22 protein-coding genes are annotated in these 23,522 nt (G+C 64.5%); 17 read left to right on the top strand and 5 right to left on the bottom strand.

Features of this window, described 5'->3' with window-relative positions; genetic code table 11:
• Window positions 1–25: 25 nt before the first annotated feature.
• The 16 genes from BV95_RS01500 to BV95_RS01420 all read left to right on the top strand — a co-directional run bounded on the left by BV95_RS01500 (window position 26) and on the right by BV95_RS01420 (window position 17,797).
• Complete coding sequence (locus BV95_RS01500) at window positions 26–628, top strand: TraV family lipoprotein (protein WP_013846823.1); 603 nt, start codon at window positions 26–28, stop codon at window positions 626–628.
• A complete protein-coding gene (locus BV95_RS01495) occupies window positions 625–3,141 on the top strand; it encodes a TraC family protein (protein ID WP_013846824.1) in 2,517 nt (838 codons plus the stop codon). Before BV95_RS01500 ends, BV95_RS01495 begins: the two co-directional genes overlap by 4 nt.
• Window positions 3,138–3,464 (top strand): hypothetical protein, encoded by a 327-nt coding sequence (locus BV95_RS01490; protein ID WP_013846825.1) that lies wholly within the window; start codon window positions 3,138–3,140, stop codon window positions 3,462–3,464. The genes BV95_RS01495 and BV95_RS01490 overlap by 4 nt, the downstream gene beginning before the upstream one ends.
• Complete coding sequence (locus tag BV95_RS01485; RefSeq protein WP_037446411.1) at window positions 3,464–3,871, top strand: hypothetical protein; 408 nt, start codon at window positions 3,464–3,466, stop codon at window positions 3,869–3,871. The genes BV95_RS01490 and BV95_RS01485 overlap by 1 nt, the downstream gene beginning before the upstream one ends.
• Complete coding sequence (locus BV95_RS01480) at window positions 3,835–4,377, top strand: hypothetical protein (RefSeq protein ID WP_143761317.1); 543 nt, start codon at window positions 3,835–3,837, stop codon at window positions 4,375–4,377. Before BV95_RS01485 ends, BV95_RS01480 begins: the two co-directional genes overlap by 37 nt.
• Complete coding sequence (locus BV95_RS01475; protein ID WP_013846828.1) at window positions 4,374–4,610, top strand: hypothetical protein; 237 nt, start codon at window positions 4,374–4,376, stop codon at window positions 4,608–4,610. Before BV95_RS01480 ends, BV95_RS01475 begins: the two co-directional genes overlap by 4 nt.
• Window positions 4,600–5,265 (top strand): conjugal transfer protein TraW, encoded by a 666-nt coding sequence (locus BV95_RS01470; protein ID WP_013846829.1) that lies wholly within the window; start codon window positions 4,600–4,602, stop codon window positions 5,263–5,265. Before BV95_RS01475 ends, BV95_RS01470 begins: the two co-directional genes overlap by 11 nt.
• The gene (locus BV95_RS01465) at window positions 5,262–6,278 is read left to right on the top strand and encodes a TraU family protein (protein ID WP_013846830.1); all 1,017 of its coding nucleotides are present in this window, start codon (window positions 5,262–5,264) and stop codon (window positions 6,276–6,278) included. Before BV95_RS01470 ends, BV95_RS01465 begins: the two co-directional genes overlap by 4 nt.
• A gap of 319 nt (window positions 6,279–6,597) precedes the next feature.
• Window positions 6,598–8,541 (top strand): hypothetical protein, encoded by a 1,944-nt coding sequence (locus BV95_RS01455; protein ID WP_013846831.1) that lies wholly within the window; start codon window positions 6,598–6,600, stop codon window positions 8,539–8,541.
• Window positions 8,538–9,656 (top strand): conjugal transfer protein TraN, encoded by a 1,119-nt coding sequence (gene traN / locus BV95_RS01450; RefSeq protein ID WP_013846832.1) that lies wholly within the window; start codon window positions 8,538–8,540, stop codon window positions 9,654–9,656. Before BV95_RS01455 ends, traN begins: the two co-directional genes overlap by 4 nt.
• Window positions 9,628–10,509 carry a type-F conjugative transfer system pilin assembly protein TrbC gene (locus BV95_RS01445; RefSeq protein ID WP_013846833.1) on the top strand — a complete coding sequence of 294 codons (882 nt, stop codon included), beginning with the start codon at window positions 9,628–9,630 and terminating at the stop codon, window positions 10,507–10,509. Before traN ends, BV95_RS01445 begins: the two co-directional genes overlap by 29 nt.
• Window positions 10,481–11,092: a S26 family signal peptidase gene (locus tag BV95_RS01440; protein WP_013846834.1), complete on the top strand. Its 612-nt coding sequence runs from the start codon at window positions 10,481–10,483 to the stop codon at window positions 11,090–11,092. Before BV95_RS01445 ends, BV95_RS01440 begins: the two co-directional genes overlap by 29 nt.
• On the top strand, window positions 11,089–11,961 hold the full coding sequence (locus BV95_RS01435) for a conjugal transfer protein TraF (RefSeq protein WP_013846835.1): 873 nt from the start codon (window positions 11,089–11,091) through the stop codon (window positions 11,959–11,961). Before BV95_RS01440 ends, BV95_RS01435 begins: the two co-directional genes overlap by 4 nt.
• Complete coding sequence (locus tag BV95_RS01430; protein ID WP_013846836.1) at window positions 11,958–12,542, top strand: hypothetical protein; 585 nt, start codon at window positions 11,958–11,960, stop codon at window positions 12,540–12,542. Before BV95_RS01435 ends, BV95_RS01430 begins: the two co-directional genes overlap by 4 nt.
• 45 nt (window positions 12,543–12,587) lie before the next feature.
• The gene (locus BV95_RS01425; RefSeq protein WP_013846837.1) at window positions 12,588–14,012 is read left to right on the top strand and encodes a conjugal transfer protein TraH; all 1,425 of its coding nucleotides are present in this window, start codon (window positions 12,588–12,590) and stop codon (window positions 14,010–14,012) included.
• A gap of 14 nt (window positions 14,013–14,026) precedes the next feature.
• Window positions 14,027–17,797 carry a conjugal transfer protein TraG N-terminal domain-containing protein gene (locus BV95_RS01420; RefSeq protein ID WP_013846838.1) on the top strand — a complete coding sequence of 1,257 codons (3,771 nt, stop codon included), beginning with the start codon at window positions 14,027–14,029 and terminating at the stop codon, window positions 17,795–17,797.
• Here the strand turns inward: BV95_RS01420 and BV95_RS01415 are convergent.
• Window positions 17,794–18,243: a hypothetical protein gene (locus BV95_RS01415; protein ID WP_013846839.1), complete on the bottom strand. Its 450-nt coding sequence runs from the start codon at window positions 18,241–18,243 to the stop codon at window positions 17,794–17,796. The two genes, BV95_RS01420 and BV95_RS01415, sit on opposite strands and share 4 nt — an antisense overlap.
• Before the next feature lie 597 nt (window positions 18,244–18,840).
• On the opposite strand from BV95_RS01415, the gene BV95_RS01410 reads away from it, so the two are divergent.
• Window positions 18,841–19,194, top strand: coding sequence for a hypothetical protein (locus BV95_RS01410; RefSeq protein ID WP_013846840.1), 354 nt, complete (start codon window positions 18,841–18,843; stop codon window positions 19,192–19,194).
• A 213-nt stretch (window positions 19,195–19,407) separates the two neighbouring features.
• Here BV95_RS01410 and BV95_RS01405 read toward each other — a convergent pair whose 3' ends face one another.
• The 4 genes from BV95_RS01405 to BV95_RS01390 all read right to left on the bottom strand — a co-directional run bounded on the left by BV95_RS01405 (window position 19,408) and on the right by BV95_RS01390 (window position 23,522).
• Window positions 19,408–20,328, bottom strand: a complete 921-nt coding sequence (locus BV95_RS01405) for a nucleotidyl transferase AbiEii/AbiGii toxin family protein (RefSeq protein WP_013846841.1) — start codon at window positions 20,326–20,328, stop codon at window positions 19,408–19,410.
• Between the two features lie 4 nt (window positions 20,329–20,332).
• The gene (locus BV95_RS01400) at window positions 20,333–21,118 is read right to left on the bottom strand and encodes a type IV toxin-antitoxin system AbiEi family antitoxin (protein WP_021690794.1); all 786 of its coding nucleotides are present in this window, start codon (window positions 21,116–21,118) and stop codon (window positions 20,333–20,335) included.
• 193 nt (window positions 21,119–21,311) lie between these two features.
• Window positions 21,312–22,103, bottom strand: coding sequence for a helix-turn-helix transcriptional regulator (locus tag BV95_RS01395; protein WP_013846843.1), 792 nt, complete (start codon window positions 22,101–22,103; stop codon window positions 21,312–21,314).
• A 294-nt stretch (window positions 22,104–22,397) separates the two neighbouring features.
• On the bottom strand, window positions 22,398–23,522 hold the full coding sequence (locus BV95_RS01390) for an ABC transporter permease (RefSeq protein ID WP_030090407.1): 1,125 nt from the start codon (window positions 23,520–23,522) through the stop codon (window positions 22,398–22,400).

Below are 23,522 nucleotides of genomic sequence, written 5' to 3'. Positions count from 1 at the left end.
CCTCATCCAACAGGGAGTATCGCCCATGCGGCCTCTATCGCCCGCGCGCCGATCGCGCGCCCTCTCCCGGCTTCTTCCGGTCTGCGCCGCCTTCATGCTGAGCGGCTGCGCCACGCTGGGTTCGGTCATGTCGCCCTATAGCGAGAAGTTCAGCTGCAAGAACGACGATCATGGCCAATGCATCCATCCTGAGAAAGCCTATGCCGATGCCGTTGCGGGCGTCGCATCGAAGTCCGATCCGGCGGTCACCAGGGACAGGAAACTGCTCAAGGACGGCAAGTCCGCACGCAGTTCGGGCGGATCAGGCTCTGGCAAAGCGGCATCGGGCGCCTTCGCCGGTTATCGCGACAGCGTCTATCGCGAGCTGCAGGGGCTGATCGAGCAGCCGGTCACGCCGATGCTCAAGCCCCCGCGTTCGGTCCGCACGCTGATCCTGCCCTATGCCGACCGGCAGCGTCCCGACCGGCTCTACATGCCGCGCTATGTCTATTCGCTGGTCGAGCGCCCGCAATGGGTGGTCGGCGACTATCTTGTCGCCCCGGTTTCGCCCGCGTCCCGCGTGAACGTGCTCGAACAGGTCCGGGACCACCTCGACGATGGCCAGAATGAAGTGGGCCCCCGGCCATGACCAGCTATCAATCGGGCATGACGCTGGCGCGGCTGCGCCGCAGCGTCGAGCGCGACAGCTATTCCGACTTCCTGCCGCTCGCTGCCTGGGTCGAGGAAGAACAGGCATTCCTCACCATCGACGACGGCTGGGGATATAGCTGGGAGCTGGTCCCCTCCCCCTATATGTTCGCCCATGTCCATGAGGCGCTGCTGGGGCTGCTCAACGTCAATTTTCCCGAAGGCACGATCCTCCAGCTCCAGAGTTTCGCCGACCCGCTGATCGACGATGCGCTCGACGCCTTTCTCGACCTCAAGACACGGCCCGATCCGCTCATCCAGGCCTCGGCCCGGCGCACCTTCGACTATCTGCGCGCCGGCACCATGGGCTTGAAGGCCCTGCATGGCATCCCGATCCGCGATTTCCGCGCATTCCTGTCGGTCAAGACGCGCGCGCCGATGGACAGCGACCTGCGCCGCCAGATCGAGGAGCAGCTCGCCAAGCTCGGCATCCGCCCGATGGCGCCGAGCGAGATCATCTCGCTCTACCGGCGCATTTTCAACGGCGTTCATGCGCCCGCGCCCGGCGTCTTCACCCAGACCGCCGACGTGCCGCTGCGCCGCCAGATCATCGATGCCGGGCCGGCGCTCCGCTTCGACGGGCCGGAAGTATATCTGGGCAACCAGGTGGCGCGCTGTCTGACGCCCAAGTCGCCGCCGCGGCGGATCACCGCCGAACGTGCCAATCGTCTCACCGGCGGCATGCGCGGGTCGTCCGAGGACAGCGACCAGATCGGCGGGCCGTTCCTCTATACGCTCAATGTCCTCTTCGATCACTCGGCCTTCGAGATCCACAAGCGCGCGCAGATTCTCTCGGCGCAGAAGGCGGCGGGGTCCTTCGCGGTCGAGGTCGGCAAGCAGATCGAAGAGATCGGGTGGATCCTGGACGAGGCCGGAAACACCCGGTTCGTCTCGGTAATCCCCACCATGTGGGTGTTTGGCCGCGACCGCCATCAGGCCCGCGAGATGGCGGCGCGCGCCAAGCGGCTGTGGGAGAGCGAACCGCTGCCGTGGATGGTCCAGGAGGAATCCTACCTCAACCCGATCCTGCTGGCGGCAAGCCTGCCCTTCGGCCTGTACCCCGAGCGACGCACGATCGGTATGCTGCAGCGCGATTTCCGCGTGCCGGTGCGCGCGGGCGTGCTGATGTCGCCGATCCAAACCGATTTCCGGGGCGGCGGGCGGCCGGCGCTGCTCTATACGGGCCGCAAGGGGCAGCTCATCACGCTCGACCTCTTCGATCCGCGTATCAACAACTACAACTTCATCGTCTCGGCGGAATCGGGCGCGGGCAAGAGCTTCCTGCTCAATAACCTGTGCCAGCAGTATTTCGCGCAGAACGCGCTCATCCGCATCATCGACATCGGCGGCAGCTACAAGAAACTCTGCACGCTCTGCTCGGGCCGTTACATCGATCTGGGCGAAGAGCATCTCGTCCTCAATCCGTTCGACCTGGGGCTCGCTCTCGACGGCGACGATCGAGAGTCCGCGATCTCGATGGCGGTGTCGATCGTCGCGGAGATGGCCAACGCCGGGACGCGCAAGCCCGTCACGACGTCCGAATGGAACCTGCTCAAGTCCGCCGTGCAATGGGCGATCGAGAGCGGCCGCGCGGAAGCCGGGATCGATGCGGTGCGCGAATGGCTCGGCTCCTATCCGGCCAACACCGTCTCCGATCTCGACCGGGTCGACCACCTCGTGCCCACGGCGCGCGAATTGGCCTTCAACCTGCGTGATTTCGGGTCGGACGGAGCCTACGGCCATTATTTCAACGGTCCCAGCACGTTCGACATCTCGAACGATGAATTCGTGGTGCTCGAACTCGAGCGCCTGAAGGCCATGCCTGACCTGTTCAACGTGGTCGTCATGGTGGTGATCAACGCGGTAACGCAGGAACTCTACCTGTCCGCCCGTGATCGCCCCCGCTTCGTGCTGTGCGATGAAGCCGCGCAGTTCATGACCCGCGAAGAGGGCCAGGACCTGTCGCGCCTCGCCGAGGCGATCAGCCAGGGCTATCGCCGCGCCCGAAAATATCGCGGCAGCTTCGGCATCATTCTCCAGAGCATGAACGATCTGCTGCTGTTCGGCGGCACGGGACAGGTGATCCTGGAAAATGCCGCGACGCGCTTCCTCCTGCAGGGATCGACCTATGACAAGGCGGTCGAAAACAAGATCCTCGACTATTCGGGTTTCGTCCTCGACCTCCTGAAATCGGTCCGCAACAACAAACCGAACTATTCGGAAGTCTTCATCGACAGCCCGCTTGGCCTCGGCATCGCCCGGCTCGTCGTCGATCCGTTCAGCTACTGGATCAACACCTCCGCGCCCGAAGACGTGGCCGCGTTCGAGGCGCTGGTCCGCGCCGGACGCTCGCCGCTCGAAGCGGTGTGCGATCTCGCCGGCGTCGATCCCGCCGGGATAATCGGCACGTCCTTCGATGACGCAGCGCCGCTGAAGCGGAGTGCGCTGTCATGACGCGGCGCTCCCCCTCCCCCGACCAGTTGCCACTCCGGCTCGTGGAGAGCCCGGATGAGGATATCGAGCGGATCATCGAGGCGCGCGTCGCCGCACGGGCGGAAGCCGACGCATTGCGCTGGCGCTTCCGCCTGGTGGTCATCGAATCCGTGATGATCGCATCGCTCGTGCTCGCGGCCGGGCTGGTGCTCGAACAGCCCGCCGGCATCGTTCTTCGCGGCGCGGCGATCGTTGGCGGCGGCTGTTTCCTGACCGGGCTCATCCTCATCGGCCTGACCGGGGCCGCGGGCCGCTTGCTCGCAAAACTCAGGAGGAAAAGATGATGCTGGACATACTCCCGCCCAGTGGCGGCAATGAGCGCCTGACCCTCGTCGTGCGCAGGCCGGACGAATCCCTTCACGACTACCTGGTCCGCTGCCAGTGGGAACTGGGCGACCGGGTCCGGTTCCTCGCGTCCGTTCGCGATGCGCAATGGACCATCCTGGAAAGCGAGCGCCAGCGCTGGCGGCGGCATGCTCTCCTGCTGACCTTCACCGGGCCGGTCATCGCCGCCCTGGCCTATGCCGGCCTAGGGTTGTGCGGGGCCGCAGACAGCGTGCCCGTGCCGCTCGTGGCCGGGCTGATCGCCTGTGCCGGACTCACCGGCGCCGCGCTGGCGATCGGCATCGCCCGCATCATCGACAGCATCCCGAATTGGCTGGTCACGCGGAGGGCACGCAGATGGGCATGAACGGCAGCTTCTCCGGATCGCCCGACCCGTCGTCGATCCGCCCGCTGGTCGGCGACATGATCCGCTGGCTTGCCCGGCAGATCGACGGCGGGATCGACGAAATCCCTCCTCGTCCCGGAAAACGGCCGGAGGATCTTTTGGTCCGTCCAGGGATGGCGCCGCGCCTGCCGGGCGAGACGCAGGAAGCCTATGTCGAACGCCTGCATCGCTCGAATGAAGCCGTGCTCCTGATCATGGCCCGCGCCGCGCTTGCCATGGAATATACGTCCGGTCGGGACGAGAGGATCGCGGCTCTGCGCTTTCGGCAGATCGTGGGCCTCGAAGCGGCGGCGGCCTCGATCATCGTCGGCCTGTTCCTGCTCGTCCCGGAAATGCCCCTGTTCATGCGGGCGGCCATTATTGTCCTGACGCCGATCGCGCTTGTGCGGGGAGGACTTTGGTTCCTGCACCGCGCGTCGAGGATGGCAAATGCCCTCGCCCGACATGCCGAAAGGTGGGGCCGATGAACGGCATCTTCTCCGGCGCGCCTTGTCCGTCATCCATTCGCCTGCTGGTCGGCACGCATCTGCTGATGATCCTCCAGTCTTCGCTGGTGCTCTGGTCGGCCCCCGACCTCGGCGGCAGCCAGGCGCTGATCTGGCTCACGCTGTTCCTGGGCGTCACCGCGTTCATCTGCGCGGTCTGCGGCGAGAGTCGCACGCCTGCCGTTCCCTGGAGGGAGCGCCGCCGTGGTCGATAGACGTGTCCCCCAAGGCTGGCATGTCGTCGCCATCCAGTCCACGCTCATCGCCGGGTGTCTGGCCGGCGCGCTGATCGTCGCGGGGGTGGCCCACGCCGAGACATCGACCATCGGGCGCACCTGGCTGATCGCCGAGCCCGACGCGATGGCCGAGATCGAGGCGCGCGCCGCAAAGCAGCCGCCCAATATGGCGGAAAAGTTCGGACCGCGTTCGGGCTGGAGCGCATTGAAAGGCGCGACGCTCGGTGTCGCGCGCCAGACCCAGGTTCGCAGCGTTGTGCCGTTCTACACGCTCGATCAGGAAATCCGGCTGCCGGACGGCAAGCTGCTCTATCCGGCGGGCTTCACCTTCAACCCGCTGACCTATGTGTCGCTGCCGCAGAAGCTGGTGGTCGTGCATCCCCGCGATCTGGGCTGGGCGCTGAAGACCGCCGCGCTCACCGACTGGATCATCCTCACCGGCGGTGGGGACGCAAAGGACGATGCGCTCTCGCTTGGCGAGAAGCACGGCCGCGCCCTCTTCATTCTCGAGGAGCGCGTGAAGGAGCGGTTGGGCCTCACCGTCGCGCCCGTGATCGTCCGGCAGGTCGGCCAGAAGCTGGAGCTGACAGAGGTGCGCGCCGATCGCACTCCCGTACGAAAGGCCATCCCATGAGTCGGCTCATCTCGATGCTGCGCACCGGCGCGGCGGCCCTCGCTCTGGCGCTCGTCGCGCCCGCCACGCCTGCGCATGCCTCCAAATGCGAGGCGGGCACGGTGTTCAATCCGATCACCAAGGTGCGCTGGAACTGCATCTTCCCGATCACGATCGGGGGCGTGCGGGTGGGCTCCTACGATAAGCTCGACAAGGAACTGGACGCCCAGTCGGCCTCCAAACCGCTCTGCGCCTGCCGCAAGGGTGCGACCTTCTGGTTCGGGGTCAAGGTTTCGTTCTGGAGCCCGAACCGCATGATCGATGTCGTGACCGAGCCGGGCTGCATGATGGCGCTCGGCGTCGATCTCATGCCGACCGGCGGCAAGCTCCAGGGCAGCCAGTCGTCGATCTCCGACGGCACCAACACCCGCAAGATGTTCGCGCAGGCGCACTACTACATCAGCCCGGTCTGGAAGATGCTCGACATGTTCACCGACCTGCCGTGCATCGAAGATGACGGGTTCGACGTCGCGATGATCACCGAGGTTCTGCCGACCTGGCAGTCGGGGACGCTCGGCGCGATCATCCAGCCCGAAGGCATATTGTTCGGCAATCCGGCGGCGGGTCTTGCCTGCATGGCCGACAGCGCCGCGGCGGCCGCTGGCAAGGTCATTGACCCTCTATTCTGGTGCATGGGGTCCTGGGGCGCGACCTATCCGGTCGCCGGCGATATTCATTTTGGCGATAGCGTCGAGGCCTGGGCCGGGCTCGCCGCGCGCTCGACCTTCATGATGGGCAGGCTGGGCGCTCTCACGATCCATTCGGCGGACGGCTGCTCGTTCAAGGCGCAGCCGATCTGGACCAAGTCCCGCTACAAGCTCCAGATCATGGAGCCGGTCAAGGGCGGTAAGTGCGTCAATATCGGGCGGCCCGGCGCGCTCTGGACATCGGGCAAGCACGCGCCGGGCAAGGACAATGCCCAATTCATGTTGTTCGAGAAGGCGATCTGCTGCGCGGGGATTTCCACGCCATGAGCAGATCGCTTCCCCCAAACCGTGCGTCTCGCGCGGGTAGCTGCCCCGCTCGTCACGGAACGCTCCCCACCGTGAGCGGGCGCGCGGAAGGAGCGGCGGTGTGCCTTTCAACCGCCGCTCCCCCCTCGGTCAGCGCGGCCGAAAGCCCCCCGCCGGGGCCGGCAATGCCCCCTCCCGCCGTATCTCCGGTGGCGGCCGCGCTGACCATTTTTGAGGGACAGGCCGTCTTCAGGATACTCTCGCCCGGATCCAGCGCGTTCCGGGCGGGAGACATGCTGCGCTTCGCCCATGGCTCGCGAACCACCCGCGCGAGGACGCCATGGTGAAGCGCGGCATCCTCCTCCTCGCGGCCAGCGCTCTGGCGCCGGCGCCGCTCTCGGCCCAGACGGTCGAGGACCGCGCCCGCGCCGCCGCCGAAGCATCCCGCGCGAAGACCTCGGACAGCGATGCGATCCAGCAGAATTATCTGACGCCGGGGCTTGCCGGACAACCGATCTCGACAGTCGACAACAGCCGGACGTTCAACCCCAATATAGCGTGCCAGAAGACGGCGACGCTGCTCGAACTGATCGCGCAGCCGGCGGCGACCGGCGATATCGGCACGCTGCGGATATCGCGCGACAAGGATCTCGACGGCACGGTCGACCAGACATTGACCCTGCCGGTGCCGGTATCGGGCATTTGCGCCAATGGCGTCGTCTCCTGTCAGCCGGGCACCTGGAACCAGTGCAAGAGCTTCAAATGGGATGTTGCGTCAGGCGGCGATCTCAAGCTCGCGCAAGTCGACCTGACCGATCTCGCCGGTTGCTACTGCATCAACAACAGCTGCGGCAGCAACCTCGTCTGGGGCAATATGGCCTCGGTGCTGAAGGACCTAGGCGGCGGCGTCATCGGCGCGCTCACCACGGCCGATCCGCGCGTCGGCGTCGCGCAGGCGGTGATCGACGGCCCGGCCATCCGTTACACTGGCGCCCAAAGCACGGCCTGCTCGCCCAACCCCGCGCTCCCGCAGACGGCCTATCGCGCCAGTCCCGCCACGATCCAGGGCGATGCCGCGAGCGTCGCCGCATCGAACAGCATCTTCCAGGCGCTCAAGGGCTCGCCCGCCGGCGTCGGCAAGGCCGAGCAGATCCGGTCCTGCACGATCACGCGGGAGGTGTCGTTGAACGCCGTCAAGGCGGACGATGTGATCGCGCATCTCGGCGGCGCCTATGCGATCTATGCGCCCGCACCCGATCAGCTCACATTGCAGATGGGCTCGCCGCGCGACGACAGCCTGCGAGGCGGGAGCTGCCGCATCTTCGAGTTTTCCATGCGGCTGCGGATCGATGATCCCGATCGCCTCGCGCAGTTCCGGCTCTCGCACTATTTCTTCGACGACTGGCTCCAGCTTCGCATCGACGGCGAGCTCGTGCTGTCCAATCCGGCGAACTGGACCGGGACCGGCCTGCCGCCCGGCAAGTGCGAGCGGAAACGGACCTGGCATGCCTATCCCAATCTCGACCTCAAGCCGTGGCTGACCCGCGGCGAGCATGTCATTTCCATGCGCATCGCGGTCGGCGGTGAAGGAGAGGCCTTCGCGCAGTTCGATGCAATGCTCGATCTCAGTTGCAACCCGACCGAGCGGATCGTCGACCTGTGCGCGGGCTATGCCGGCGACGTCAATTGCGCGCTTCATGACGAAAGCGTCGATGGCGTCGAGACGTTCCGCAACGGCGTCGGCACCGGCCTTACGCCCCTCCCCCAGGCACGCCTGTTCGAGAGCGGCGCCTGCTCGCTCCGTCTCGCGCGGCCATGGTTCGAGCGTCAGCGCCGTTATCGTTGTACCGTCGATACCGGATCGATGCCGGAACCTGATCTGAGCCGCGGCGCCTATATCATCGACCATTCGACCGAGACCATGCTGGCCGACCGGACGAGGACCTCGGACGGGGGTTATGCCACCGCGTCACGGCCCTTCGCGCTGCCCGATCGCGGTTCGGTTCCGGCCTGCGAGCCGGTCTGCAAGACCCGCGCGCCCGCGCGCAATACGGCGGCTACCCTCGACGGAGTGGTCGGCACGAAACAGAATGCGCCTGTCGGGTGGGACACCTTCTACCATGCCTGCACGGCGGCAGGCGGCGGCGATGTCTGCCCTGTGGGTCCGGGCGAGGAAATCGTCTCGGCCTGCGGCTGCCTCGACGATTTTCCCGAAGCCGTCGTCATGATGCAGACCGTCCGCCTCGGTGGGGCCGACATGGTCTGCACGGGGGAAGTGCGATGATCGGGCGCCTCCTTCCCTGGCGGAAGCGCGCACAGCTGCTTGCGCTCGGCCTGTCCGGCTTGCTGCTCGCGGGGCATGTCACGCCAGCGCAAGCGCAAACGCTCCCGGTCTGCGCGGTCGATCTCGATGGCAACGGCGATGCCGGTGATCCTGGCGAGGTCGCGAACTGCACAATCATGGCGGATGAAGAATGGCTCTGCCCGATCCAGCAAGTGATGTGCGTGGCCGATGCCGAGGGCGCGTATAGCTGCCCGCTCGGCAGCCAGCACTCATGCCTGACGCCGGTCGGCGGCGGCACGCCGATGTGCTCGCCCAATGCCTGCACCGGCAGCGACGGCACCGGAATTGAGGACGATCCCATCGTCGACGATCCCGGCGCGCCTGCCGATGGCGAAGTCGACGCCGAAGGGCATTGCCTTGGCAATATCGAGATATTCGCGGGACGCGCGGTGCGCTGCCGCCCGGCGGGCCTCAAGACCACCTTTTCGAACTGCTGCAAGGACAAGGGCAAGATCGTCAAGGACGGGATGGGCTCATCCATCTCGTCGATCGGCACGAAGATCGCGGTGGCGAAAGGCGTCTTCACCGGCATGAAGGCCGCCTATGGTGCGTTTAAGGCGGGCGCGACCGCTGGCCAGGCCGCAAGCTCCGGCGCGAACGCGATCATCGCCGGGATCGATCCGACCTCGATCGCCATCAGTCTCGCCATCAACTTCATGATGGATTTCCTCCTGTCCGGCTGTGACAGCCAAGACATGGAAGTGGGCATGCTCCGGGGCTCGGGCATGTGCCACGAAGTCGGGACCTATTGCAGTTCGAAGATCCTCGGCATCTGCGTGCAGAAATCCAAGGGCCACTGCTGCTTCAACACCAAGCTTGGCCGCATCATCCAGGAACAGGGTCGCCCGCAGCTCAAGAGCTTCAACGGCTTGGGCTGGGGCACGCCGAAGAACCCCTACTGCCGCGGATTCACCCCCGAGGAATTCCAGGCGCTGGATTTCTCCAAAATGGACCTTTCCGAATATTATTCCGAGATCGAGGCCCGCGCCCAGGCCGACATCCAGATCGACATGAAGGACAAGATCGATGCGTATATGCGTGCGGTCACGCCATAGGCTGCGCGGTCTCTCCGCGCTCACCCTCCTCCTCGCCGCCTCCGCGCCCTCCCACGCGCAGGATGCCGCGCCACCGGTGAACGCCAGGGAACGCGCGCAGGCGCAAGGCGACGCGGCGATGGACCGGCTCGAACGCGCCACCGCCGCGCGAAAGGCCGAAGCGGAAACACGAGGTCCGACCGCGCTGCCCGCGCCATCGGAAGAGACCCGCCGCCGCGCCTTCGAGGGACTGCGCAAACGCGCCCCGTCGCCAGCGATGGACGCGCGGGCGCGCACCGCGCTCGACAAAGGGAGGCAAGCGATGGCCGCCGAGCGCGACGCCATGGCCAGACGGCTCGGCCAGGCGCTCGGTCTCGATGCGCCCGACATGGAGGCGGTCGCGGGCGCCACCGTACCGCCCGAGGCCAAAGGCTGGGTGCCGGTCCTGTTCGTCTCGTCCTCGATGCCGCTGACGACATTGCGCACCTATGCCGGGCAGCTCGAACGGGTCGGCGGCGTGCTGGCGTTCCGGGGAATGCCCGGCGGGCTGACGAAGGTCGCGCCGATGGCGAAGCTCTCGGCGGAAATCCTGCGCCATGATCCCGGCTGCGAAGGCCCGGCCTGCGCGATGCGCGACGTGCAGTTGATCGTCGATCCGCTCATTTTCCGCCAGCACGGCGTCACCCGCGTCCCCGCGCTCGCCATGGTGCCCGGCGATCCGGCGCTCCCCTATTGCGAGCGCGAGGATGATGCCCCGCGTGCCGCCCATGTCATCTACGGCGACGCGGCGCTTTCCGGACTTCTCGAAGAATATGCCCGCCTCGGCGGCAAGCAGGAGGTCAGCGATGCTCAGACTCGCCTTCAGGGCCGCTAGATCCGGCTGGGCCGAACTGAAGCTGCTGCCGCTGAAAGCCGCGGTCGCGCTCGGCAGTTCCGGCCTCGGCCAGCCACCCCGCCCCAAACAGCTCTGGAAGGCGTTCGGCATAGTCCTGCCGGTCGGCCTCCTGACCTGGTGGGCGATTCCCCAGGCAACCATCGTGATGAGTCCCTCGATCGACGCCTGGCTCGTCCGCAAGGCGCCGGGGCCGATCCACCGCGGCGATTTCGTATCGTTCACCCTGTCGCATCCGCTCGCCGGCCCCAGGCCGGTCGATGTCACCAAGATGGCTCTGTGCCTGCCGGGTGACCGCATCGACTGGATCGAGAAGCCGTCGTCTGCATCTGGCCCCATGCATCCCGGCGAATGGGATGGCTGGTACTATTGCAACGGCAAGCTGCTCGGCATCAGCAAGCCCTATGGGCACAATGGGCAGAAGCTCGACCATTGGCGGCCGTTCTATCCGACGATCCCCGCGGGCATGATCTATGTCGGCTCGTCACACGCCAGCGGGTTCGACAGCCGCTACTACGGCCCGGTCGAGATCGAGCGGCTGAAGCGCATGGAGAAGCTGCTGTGATCCGCGCCGCCCTCCTCATCGCGGCGGTGCTCCTGCCGATCCTGCCTGTCCATGCGCAGACCGTCGATCAACGCACCGGCTACTGGTGGTATCAGGCGCCGCCCAAACCCGCCGACGATGAACCCGATCCCGACGCGCTCGTCAAACCCCGCATTCCACCGATGGTCGAGCTGGCGACATGGACGCCGCCCAAGATCAGGAAGCTTATCGAGGAGCAACGGGATTACGCGGCGACCGTGCTGACGGTCGATGCGGTGGCGGATTTCTGGCGCCTGCAGGACTTCGCCCGGCGCAAGGCCCGCGCCTTCGCCGGCGTCACCCAGATCGCCATGCTGCAAAATCCCGAACTCAACGCCAAATCGGCGAACCCTATGGTCGGCGAGGCGCGCGATCAGCTTTCCGCGCAGAAGGATCAGGTCCGCCGCCAGTATCTGCGCAGCCGGTCCAATGAATTCGCGCTGGTCATGTTCTCGCGTTCGACCTGCGGCTATTGCCGTGTCCAGTGGCCGATCGTCCAGCGCTTCCAGGACGAGATGGGCTGGCAGGTCACGCTGCAGGACATCGATCGCAAGCCCGAACTCGCGCAGCGCTTCGGGGTCGAGGTCACGCCCACGACGATGGTGATCCGGCGAGGCAGCCAGCAGCGCATGGTGATCGCGAGCGGAGTCGAGGCCTATCCCAACCTCATCCAGATGGCCTACCAGGCAGTCCGGTTGCTAGCGGGCGATATCCGGCCCGAACAGTTCCTGACCGGTGCGGGCGAGGAAGACGGGTTCTTCGACGCGCTCGCCAACGGCCCGGTGTCGGCCACCGATCCGCGCGTGCTGGGGGGCGATCTGGTGGACGTTCGGATGGAGCCCCGGCCATGATCCGCTTCGCCCCCATCCTGCTTGTGGCGCTGGTCATGGCGAGTGCACCTGTTCAAGCGCAGGCGCCGACGCACGAACAGGCGATGCGCGCGGCGATCCACCCTGTCGCCACCGACCCGGAGATGCGCCAGTGGCTCGCCCGCGTTCCGGTGACGCGCGACTGGCCGCCCGACTTCGCCGAAACCATGAAAGGCCAGGCCCCCGCGTTCATCGTCGAGATGAGCACGGCGCCCGGTTGCATCCCCTGCGCCGATCTCTGGGCGCGGCTTGGAACCCTGGGGCAACGCTATGGCTGGAAGGTCCGCACGATCGGCAGCCAGGAAGCGATGCTGCGCTCCGGGCGTCTCGGCCTGCCCTGGGTCGGGCACCCTGTCGCCTGGGTCCGGCCCGTCTCCGACTCCAATCGCGTCATTCCCGTCGCGATCGGCACCGATCATGCGCCCAACCTCGCGCGCAATCTCTACCTCGCCGCCAAGATGCTGACCGGGGTGAAGCCCGCTGTCGGCGTGCGCGGCATGGCCAAGTTCACCGGAATCGTGGCCGCACCCACGCGTCCCTCCTCCAACAGGGCAAGGAACTGACATGGGGAGCCAGCCCCTTGCCCGCGTAAACGAAAGCTGCCCGCCATGGCAAACCCGCGCCGCCGCCTGACCCTGCTCGCCCTTCCCCTGCTGGCTTGTCTGTCCTTCGCCTCGCCCGCGTCCGCGCAAAGCTGGGCCGAAAGCTGGTTCGACAATGTGACCTACACCAGCCCCGGCTCCTTCGAGGACCAGACCCGCGGCTATATCACCGCGGGCGGCATGTCGGGCCGGATCGATGTCCATAACGACTATCTCATGTCGGTCACGCTGCCCAAGGTCCGCGCGGGCTGCGGGGGAATCGACATGTTTTTGGGCGGCATGTCGTTCCTCGATCCCGACTATCTCGTCCAGAAGCTCGAAAGCATCCTTCAGGCTGCCCCGGCTGTCGCTTTCCAGTATCTGTTGGAAACCCTCGATGAAAAAATGGGTAACATCATCTCGAAGATGGAGGCGGCGACCAATTTCCTGAACTCGATCCAGGTCAACGATTGCCGGCTCGCCAACCGCATGGTCCAGATCGCCCGGGGCGACGACAATATGTCGGGCATCATCGAGGAGATGACCGGCTACAAGAGCGTCCGCGAGGGCTTCTCCAAGAGCTATCAGCAGAGCCGCGAGAAGATCCAGGCGAACCAGGGCAATCCGACCGAGGATTTGCGCGATGCGCTGGAAAACTGCCCGGCGGAAGTCACGGAAATCTTCAAGACGGGCTCGCTGCTAGCCCATGCCGCCGCGCGTGTCGGCGCGTCCGACTGGGCCGGCGTCATGCGCGCCCGCGTTGGCGACGTCTATATGCGCTGGGACCCGGCGGACAAGGTTCCGCTGTTCACGGCCATCCCCGCCTGCGCACGGCAGGACACCGAGAGTGTCGACGATTTCCTGACCGGCAAGGTTCAGACCCGCGCGATCGCGGTGCCGCCGACCGCCGCCGACTGCTCGACCGACGGCAGCGGTAAGGGCGCGCTGGTGCTCGCACGCGGCCGGATGGAGTCGATCGCGGTCAAGATCCGCACGCGCGCCACTCTGACGACGGAGGAACGCCAGTTCGTCGCCAATGTGCGGACCCTGCCGGTCTATCGCCTGCTCGAATGGGGCGTGCGCCAGGGGCTGGTCGAGAGCGTGATCGGCGATACCGACGAGCTGGTTGCGCTGACGCTCGCCTATCAGATGCTCAACGACCTCACGCGCAGCATAGATTTTGCCGTGTCGAATGCCGAACGCGGCGTGACCGCCGCCGGTGCGGCCGATGCAGGCAGCGCCAGGATCTGCCAGACCCGCATCCTCGCCAAGGGCATCGAGCAATTGAGCGGGCTGCGCGACGAGGTGCTGCGCCAGCGCGCGCAGATGCGCCAGTCCTACATGGCTGCGCTGAACCAGGCGAACCTCTCGGCCAACTATGCCGGGGTCGTGCGCCAGCGCGACCGTGATGCGCGCGACGCCGCCGGCGCCGCCGCCAACCGCAACCGCTGACGGAGGGCCGCGTCATGCACCGCTTAGTTCGCGCGATCTCGGTCCTGATCGCTCTCTTCTCGGCCAGTCCCGCGCTGGCGATCGATGCGAGTTTCCACACCTATGACGGCTTTGCGGAGACGGTGGACGCCTTCCGCCTCGTCTCGATGATCTTCGGGGATTCGCGTTACGAGACATTGGTGCTGATCGTCGCGGTGGTGGGCATCGCGCTCGGCGTGCTGCTCGCGAGCATCCGCGGGCAAGGCATGGGGCTGGTCGCCTTCGGGTTCCAGATGCTGATCGGGGTCGGGCTGTTCGTCGGCCTGGTCGCGACGACGGGCACGGTCCACGTCTACGACCGCGTCCGCAACGCCTATCAGCCGGTCGGCGATGTGCCGAACCTGATCGTGCTGGTCGCGGGCATGACCAACATGATGGAACGCGCGCTGGCCGAAGTGATCGACGACAACACCACCGATCCCCATGCGAAGCTGGAGTTCGGCGCGGGCGGGCACAGCTTCGATCTGTTCCTCAATGCCGCATCCCCGCGCGGGCCGATGACGGACACCTTCCTCGACGCAACGATCAAGGACTATGTCCGCCAATGCTATCCGGTCGCGCGCGTCTCGCCCGCCTATGGCGTCGACGACGATCAGCTGTTCCGCACGGCGACCGATCTTCCTGCCGCCTTTGCCGCGATGGCGGGGCCGGCGACCTTCAGCACGGTGTTCACGTCCACCGACAAGGGCGGCACGACGGTGAGCTGCAACGAGGCGTGGGAACATATCTCGACACGCCTCTCCGAACCTGCGCTGTTCGACAATTATGTCGCGCAGGTCTGCACCCGCACCGGCTACGACATCGGCAACGCGACACAGCTTCAGCGCTGCCGGTCCAACATCGGCGAACTCGGCCAGATGATGATGGATACGCCGCTCTCGCTCCAGCAGTTCCTGACCAATGTGATGCTCGGCAGCACGGTGGGCGACGTATTGTTCGAGGATAGTCCGGCGACGGCGGCGCGCGTCATGGCCAATCGCGCCGTCGTCTCGTCTGGCCTCGCCACCATGTCGACCGCGAACGAGTGGATGCCGACGATCCGGGCGACCGTGTTCGGGATCATGCTGTTCATGATGCCCGTCGCGCTGCTTTTCATCCTGACCCCGATCAACCTGCGCGTCGCCAGCTTCGCCCTCGGCCTGTTCGTCTTCGTGGCGCTCTGGGGCGTGATCGACGCCGGCATCTATCAGCTGACGCTGGGCCGCGCGACCGATGTGCTGGCCGAGATGCGCGCCAACCATGTCGCGGCGAATGCCTGGATGCTGGCGCCGTCGTCCGCGATGAAGGCGCTTGCGATCTTCGGGAGTTTCCGCACCGCGTCCGCGGGCCTCGCCGGGGCCTTCGTGTTCACGGTTTTCCGGTTCTCCGGCAATGTGTTCACCTCGTTCACATCCGGCGCGCTCGGTGTGCAGGGTCAGGGCACGGCGGCGGCCGCGCCGCTTGCCACCAGCGAAGGCTATGCCGGCGCGCTCGAGGCGCAGGCGGGGGCCGCGGGCACGATGGCGCGCCGGGGCGCGGCCTCGAACTTCGGGGACTTCGGCGAACGCTCGACCTTCGGCGCCAACCGGGCGTTCGGTGCGGCGAGCAGCGTGCTCGGCGAACATGGCGGCGGCGCCAGCGGAACGGCCGCATTCGGCATGGGCAAGCTCGATGCGGCGCGCGAACTGGGCGGGCTCTCCCCTGCCCTCACCGGCCGCAGCCTCACCGATCCCGCGACCGTGCGCGCCGTGCGCGACAATGCCGCGACCAGCGCGATCCACAATTTCGCGGAGAAGGATGCGCTCCGCAGCCTTGGCACCGGCTATTTTGGAGAGGGACAGTCCGGGGAGCGTTCGTTCGCGGCCTTCACGCAGAAGATGGTCCAGTGGAAGGCGTTCGGGGATACGCGCGCCTATGACATGATGCTGTCCGGCGCGCAGCGGCATTTCGAGAGGAGCGGCTACGACCAGCAGGATGCCGCGCTCAAAGCCTCGACGGTGATCGCGCAGGCGTCGGCCGATCCGACCTTCGCCAAGCTGATCGCTAATACCTTCGACCAGGAGCAGATGCTGAGGAACGATCTGACCGGCGCGCAGATCCAGGTCGGCGCGATGGAAGGCAGGCGCGATTTTGCTGGCGACAATGTAAGGCGGATCGAGCGCGGCAATGTCGCGACCGAGCAGGCGCATAGGACCGGCAGCAATGAGGGCCAGCGCAACGCTTCCTCCATGCTCGGCCTCTCCGTTCAGGAAACCTCCCGACGCGTCGCCTTTATCAACGCGCTATCCGGAGAGGCTCGCTCCACCGCCATTTCCCAACTGTCGCGCGCAACGGGCAGAAATGAAGCGCAGGTCATGCGGGCGCTCGAAACCTACAATGCCGCCGTGCAGGTCGGCACCGCCGACGGTGCGACCGCCGAGGCCGCGCGCGAGGGCACCAGCGTCTATGGGCGCACCCGCGAGGCAGCGGGCTTCGATTTTGCCGAACGGTCGGGCAAGCTCGACGCGCAGCGTGAGGTCGGTCACGACGGGACACGGTCCGCCGCCCGGATCGGTGAGCAGCGGCGGCAGGCCGACAACGCCGGGTTCGCGGAAGGCGCGGCCGCGGCGGGCATGTCGGTGCGACAGGCCGCACATCTCGACAGCTTCATCCGCACGCTCAGCCAGGGTGCCGGCAATCAGGTCGATATGGCCGAAGGCGGCGCGGCAGGCATCGCTGATCGCGCCCGCAACGAACGGTTGACGCGGATCATCGACAATGAGCGCTTGACCCGCATGCAGAAGTTGCTGGCCGATCATGGGGTGGACATGTCGAAGCGCGAGATCGCCATGGCGCAGAATGGCGATCTGAGCCTCAATCTTACCCCGGAGACGGCGGCGCAGATGTGGCGTGGCGGGCTCATCAACGAAAGCCAGCTCGGCGCGGTCGCCAATGGCGGGCGGGCAAGGTTCTCGTTCGCCGACAACGATCTTCTCGTCTCCAGCTCGGTCGGGTTCCAGCAATCGGCACGCAACGACACCTCCACGCGGTTCGAGGCGGGCAAGCAGGCAGGCCCTGACACCATTGAACACTTCCTCAGCAGCGGCGAACAGGGCCAGGCGATGATGCAGAACTGGCTGCGCGGCGGGTTCGAGATGGATCGGCATGGCAACTGGCGGCTTAACCCGCAGGTGGCCGATACGCTTACGCGCGACGTCCAGGCGATCATCGCGCAGACCGGATGGCAGCGCGGGCTCTCACGATCCGCGCAGGACCAGACCACGATGGGGACCACTATCGGCGCTCATGTTGGCGGCACTATCAGTGCCAATGAGTCGGAAGCGACGGGCGGTCGCGGACAACCTAGCGGCAAAGGGCAACAATCGAACCAAAGCCCGATCACCCAAAAGGGACGCTCCACATCGGGGCGTGTCGGTGGGAGTCTTGGGTTTGAGAGCCGTGACGTTGGCACCACGAGCGAGACGGCGCAGTCAGCGATTGATATCGTGAACTACGACGTCCGCAATGCAATAGCAGCGGCTGAACGGGCGGCTGCCCGCTCCGGCAGCCCGGAAGCGGCCTTCTCGCGCGAACTATCGGAACGCATTCTTGGCCCGAACGGGATGCGCAATCGCTACCTGCAGGATGCGGATTCCGGGCGAGCTACGTTCGATATCACCGGTCCGCTCACCTCAATCGAACAGAATTCCGTCCTGAAAAGTGGTCGGTTCTCGACCGATCTCGATAACAGCCCCGGCGACGGGGACAGTAGCTTCAAGAAGCGTTAAAGTCGTTTGTGAGGCCAGTGAGAGCTCAAAGGATTTCCGATCCACAATGCACCAGACCTCGGATCGAGAATATCGGAGCTGGCATGGAGATCCTCCATTGCCCGATCATGCTCCTCCCATACATCGGCGATTCTAGCTACCGTTTCATCGGACAGCGAAGTTCCGTCACCCTGCTTTGGAAACTGCGCGAGCCAATGCTGTGCATAGCCGATTCCGAGCACCATAAGCGCCATCATCGGGAAGAACAGGACGTTGAGAAAACCGGCCGCCGCGCTGTCGTAGAACGCCTCAAGCGGCGCGATCCTGGTCGATGCAGCCATGCCGATCCACCAGACCGGAATTGCCGACCACCACAGCTTCGCGTACCACGGACGCCAAAGCCAATCGGCCGGTTTCAGCCGAGGCGATGCCGGTTCGGGCGCTTGAATATGGGCGGCGTTGTTCATCGCTATATCCTCACTGGAGGACTATAGCAGAATTCTGTCGGTGTTCCATCATTTGTGAATCGGCTCGATCTGGAAACCGATTGGGAACAACGCTTCTAATCTATCGGCATTGACCCATCTTTGCGAACAGGGATCGATGTGGCGGCGTCAATTCCAGAGAGAGGGTATTGGCGCCGCCGCAATAACCGTCACCAATGTCAATGCATGACGGTCGTTCTTGCCAGTTCCGGTAAATGTCGCGGTTGGGACAGCTTTTGCGGTGTCCAACACGGACTGCGTCTCAGCCGCTTCTGCTGGGCATATGACTTACAAGGTCGGCACGAGACCGTGCATTTTCCATATCTCGAGCATCTCCATCCCCGGGCAACCCCCTTCTCGGCACCTCCGCTGATGCGAGCGGCGGCGCGACCTGTAAGGCTGGCAGTCATGATGTTTTCAAAATCTGAAGTCCGGCTAACGGCTCGGAAACCATAAAATAGCGCATGGCACCTTCGCGCAAAGAGCCAGCGCACAACAATATCCAAGTTGGGGGTTGTTGTTGATGAAAATCCCGCGATTTCTGTCATGCTCCTCTGCAACTAAGAAGGAGGTGAGAGCATGGGGAGCGGTAACGAGCCGGGCAACGACGAATTAAAAGAACAAGCGCTGGAAATGATGGAGCAGTCCTTGGCGATCCTATACGCCTTGCAGGAACCCGCTGCTGCCGATCTCCACGATGTGATTGAGAGGGTCATGGGGTCGTCGGGCAAGATGGGGGAAGAAGGCGAGGTATGGGATTCTGTTTTTACCGATCTACCGCACCTGACCATGCGGGCCTTGTTCCTTCATCGCAATGACGGCTTTACCGTTGGCCAGATCGCACGCCGCCTCCGCATCAGCGAGGCCGACGCGGCGGAGCGCCTCGACCACGCTGTGCGCTATGTTCGCGCGCCTGCATCACCAAGAATATAGCCAGCGCTGGCGGAAAGACATTGCCCGGCCATTCCGCCAAAATCCATGTCGAACCGTAAGCCTTCAATGTACCTGCTGGTCCCAAACGCGAGCGGCTCCCTCTCCCATCACCTCCACCCTTTCCTCGCTGCTCCCGCACTTCACCTAACCACCACCCTTCCGCGCTGCTCGCCGCAAACAGGCTGACCTGCAGGCGTCGGAGGGGCGCCTGACCTATCCCGGCAGCAATTGCTTCTCCAACGCGGCAACAAGCTCCTGCCTCTTGCCAGGGTCCAACCGGTCCAGGTTACGTTGCTTCCACAAAACCGCGGGCAGTCGCCTCGCCTCATCAATGCCCGCAAGCGCCCAGTCCGGTTCACCACGCTTGAAGCCGACAAGGAATTGCCGATGAGTGTCAGGCATCCCGGCAACCATGCACGCGATGATGTCTTCACGCGCTGATTCCAGTTCCGCCAGAGTGATCGGCTGGTGAGTCATTCCGACGAAACCGCGCTCGAACTCCTCGGCGAGCGGTTTACGGGCGGGAGCGAGAACCTCGGCCATCGGGCGATTATGGCTGGCGAGGTAGACGAGAAATGCACGTCGCAAATCGTCTGTGACGCCTTCGTTCGCCAGCAAGTCGCGGACGTCGAAGAGGTCGCGAGGGTGCTGCCGGTCGAGCGCCGCCACGATTTTTCCCGCATAGAGATCGGCGAAGGACACCACCTGAATCTCAGCAAAACCAAAGGCGTCCTCGACTGCGGGAACGACACCCATAACGACGGGATCATAGACCGTCCCGCGCAACACTGGCGTGACCTCGATCTTGATCTGCACATCATCCGCACGAACGATGAGCTTGGTGACGATTTTTTCGTCAGCGGAACGCGACGCATGAATCCTGGCTCCGACCAGTCCTTCCTCGATGCGTTCCTTGATCCGCAGCATCGCCGCATCGATCGTGGCGAGCGAGGTCGCGCGGTCCTCGATCGGCAGATAGGTGAGGTCGATGTCCACCGAAAGTCGCGGCAGGTCACGCACGAACAGATTGATCGCTGTTCCGCCTTTCAGCGCGAAGATATCCTCCTTCGCGACGTGAGGCATAACACGCAGAAGAAGAGCGACCTGTCTCCGGTAGCCGTCGAGAAACGCCATACAGCTATTCTCCCGCCAGGTCGGAGGGCACGGTGATGTTGTAGCGCCGGTCGAGCTTCCCTCCTTTGACCAGGACGCGTTTGCCCGATCCGAGATCCAGGCGGGAAACATCGAGCTTCGAACGCCAGGCATGGCCATGGCGATCCGCGAAGAAGAGGAAGAGACGCTTCACTTTTACGCTCGCGCACGCCTCAAGAAGTGTCTGAAGGCGACGTGGGCTGAGGTCGCTCATTCCTTCCATCAGCATGTCGACCTGATGGAAGCTCTCATGGGGAAGCTCATCGAGCAGTTCGAGAACGGCGCGTTCCTTGCTCGAACAGCGGATCGGCAAGGTCGTGCCGGCGGTGCTGGACATCCGGGGCGCAGGCTCGGGAGGAATCTCGCCGTCGACTGGAAACAGCCGGAGGCTGTTATGCCAGCGGAACGAGACATCGAGTGGCAGGCTGTCGAGCCATGTCGGCGGCCGGCTTGGCCCATAGAGATGGACTTCGCGCACCGTTATGGAGAGATAATGAGCGTAGCCCTGCTGTTCGAGCGCTGTGCGCCCGCCAACTGTCAAAGGCAGGTCCAACAGGGATTGCAGTGAGATAACGGCCTGTTCCCAGGTGAGCGGTCCACGCGAGCGGCGATAGACGCGCCGGGTCGGGCTATCGAGCCATCCCGCGCGAACATATTGGCTCCGCAGCGATGATGAGTAACCATGGGCTTCCATCCATGCCGCGTCGACCAGCAGGCTCTCTGGGAGATCCCGTTGCAGCCGGTTTAATTTTCCTAATGTTTGCGAAGCCATGCTATGCATTTTGACAGATTGGGAAACTACTGTCGAGTTTATTAATTTCGAAATTAGCTAAGCCTTGCTTGGCATTATCAGAGCTCGGCAAACTGGATCGTGCGACCGTAGGTCAATACACTTATCCGCCCTAGGCATGGCGGTTCGCGGGCCAATTGACGGGATGCGCAACACGGCGACACCGACAGGACTGTCAAGGACTGCGCCGTTTCGCCCTGTGGCGCGGGCGGCGGGGTCCAGCCTCAATGATCCCTTGGTCGTTTCGAAGGATCTGCGCGTCGATGAGCGCCCTGGCGACAAGCTCTGAGCGCTTGTAGACGCCGTAACGCTGCTTTGCGTGGGAGACGAAATAGCGCACCGAGGTCTCGCTCAGACCGAGTATCTGGCTGATCTCCCAATCGCTCTTGCCGACGGCGACCAATGCCGTGCATTGAGCTTCGCGGCGCGTGAGCCTGGGTACGTCATGTCCGCGCGAGGCATGATGTAGTCTGAGGCCCGCCTTGAACCCGAAGGCAGCGACGATGTGGAGCGTCGTCAGTAGCGATGGCGAAGCCATGATCGGCTCCGCGCGTGCGAAAGTGCAAGACGCATGGGATTCGCTCGGTATGTGGAGCGGCACGGTGACACCGTGGACGAGACCATGCAGCCGCGCTTCTTCGAACAGGGCTGATTGTGTGCCTGTGAGATCGACATAACCGGGAATCTCGTCCCAGCTGAACGGGCGGTCCAGCAACTGGCTCACCTCATAGACTGGATCGATGACGTACGCGTGGCTCTCGGTGTAGAAACGCACGAACTCCGCCGGATAGTTGGTAATAACCAGCGCCCGTTCGACCAAGCGTGGGAGGCCGCCATGTTGGATCATCGCGACATAGGGGAAGCCCATTTTCGTGGCGGCATCAGCTAAGGCGGCGAGCAGCGCTTCCATTGAAGAAGCGACATTGAAGCGTGAGAGTGTCTCACGCAGTCTGGCATTGACATACATGGCATCCTCCTTGGGTTGTGTTGGCCGTGCACCGGCAAACGTGCCAGAAGAAGCCGTTGTGATACCTATGGGAGATAGGGGGCATTCACAGCCGTCAGCCAGCGCTATGGCTGACGCGTGAGGCTGCTAGGGCAATCGTGGATTCGCTGTTTCGAAAACCTGGCTCAGGATCCGTGACACCGCCGCCGGTATTATTCTCCTGCGAAACCTGCGCGGAACCGTTCGGCAATCGTTAGTCTGAAGCATCGTTACGATGCCCCACGCAATTTGGTGTTCTGACATTCGACTGCCTCCTCACGCCATCGTGCCGATGGTTCGCCGGAACCTCGCCAACGCAATGGCGAAGAAGATCGCGCCGATAGCAATGATAGCCAGGAACTGGGGCCAGACCACGTCAAAGCCCGCGCCCCGGTAAAGGATGGCCTGCGCCATCTTCACGAAATGGGTGGTGGGCGCGGCCAACATGACCGTCTGGACGAACTCAGGCATGCTTTCGCGCGGCGTCGAACCGCCGGACAACATCTGCAACGGCAGCAGCACCAGCATCAGCAACAAGCCGAACTGCGGCATGGAGCGCGCGATCGTCCCCATGAAGATGCCGATGGAGGTCGTGGCGAACAGGTGCAGCCCCGCTCCGGCGAGGAACAGCGCGATCGACCCTTCGACGGGAACGGACAGTACCCCTTCCACCATCGCGAAAAGCGCGAAAGCGCAGGCGACCAGGACAACGAGCCCCATGGCCCAGACCTTGCTGGCCATGATCTCGAATGGCGTCACCGGCATCACCAGCAAATGTTCGATCGTGCCGTGCTCGCGCTCGCGGATCAGGGCCGCGCCCGTCAGCACGATCGACAGCATGGTGACGCTGTTGATGATTTCCATGACCGCGCCGAACCAGCTTTGCGCCAGCGTAGGATTGAACCGCACGCGCAGCGCCAGCTCGACCGGGACCGGCGTGCTCGCACGCGTGCCTTTCATGAATTCGGCAACTTCGCCCTGCACGATCTGCTGGATGTAGCCGCCGCCCGTGAAAGCCTGGCTCATCCGCGTAGCGTCAACGTTGAGCTGCAAGCCGGGTTGGCGTCCCGCAAGTACGTCTCGCTGAAAATCGGGCGGGATGTCGAGAGCGAACGTATAGCGCCCGGCATCCAGCCCCTTGTCCACTTCGTTCAGTCCCACGATCGAAGGGGGCGTGAAGTGCGGCGGATAAAAGGCGCCGGTTATCCGGCTGGAAAGCTGCGACTGGTCTTCATCGACGATCGCGATAGGCGCCTTGTGCAGCGTTTCCGGCATGGCGGTTGCCGCGACGTAGATCCCCACCGAGAACGAATAGAGGATCAGGAACAGCATCATCGGATCGCGCCACAGGCTGCGCAGTTCCTTGATGCCGAGCCGGTAGATGTTGGCCGCGTGGCGCAT

Source organism: Sphingobium chlorophenolicum (genome assembly GCF_000722875.1).
In the GTDB taxonomy this organism is placed as follows: domain Bacteria; phylum Pseudomonadota; class Alphaproteobacteria; order Sphingomonadales; family Sphingomonadaceae; genus Sphingobium; species Sphingobium chlorophenolicum.
This window is presented reverse-complemented; position numbering and strand designations above follow the sequence as displayed.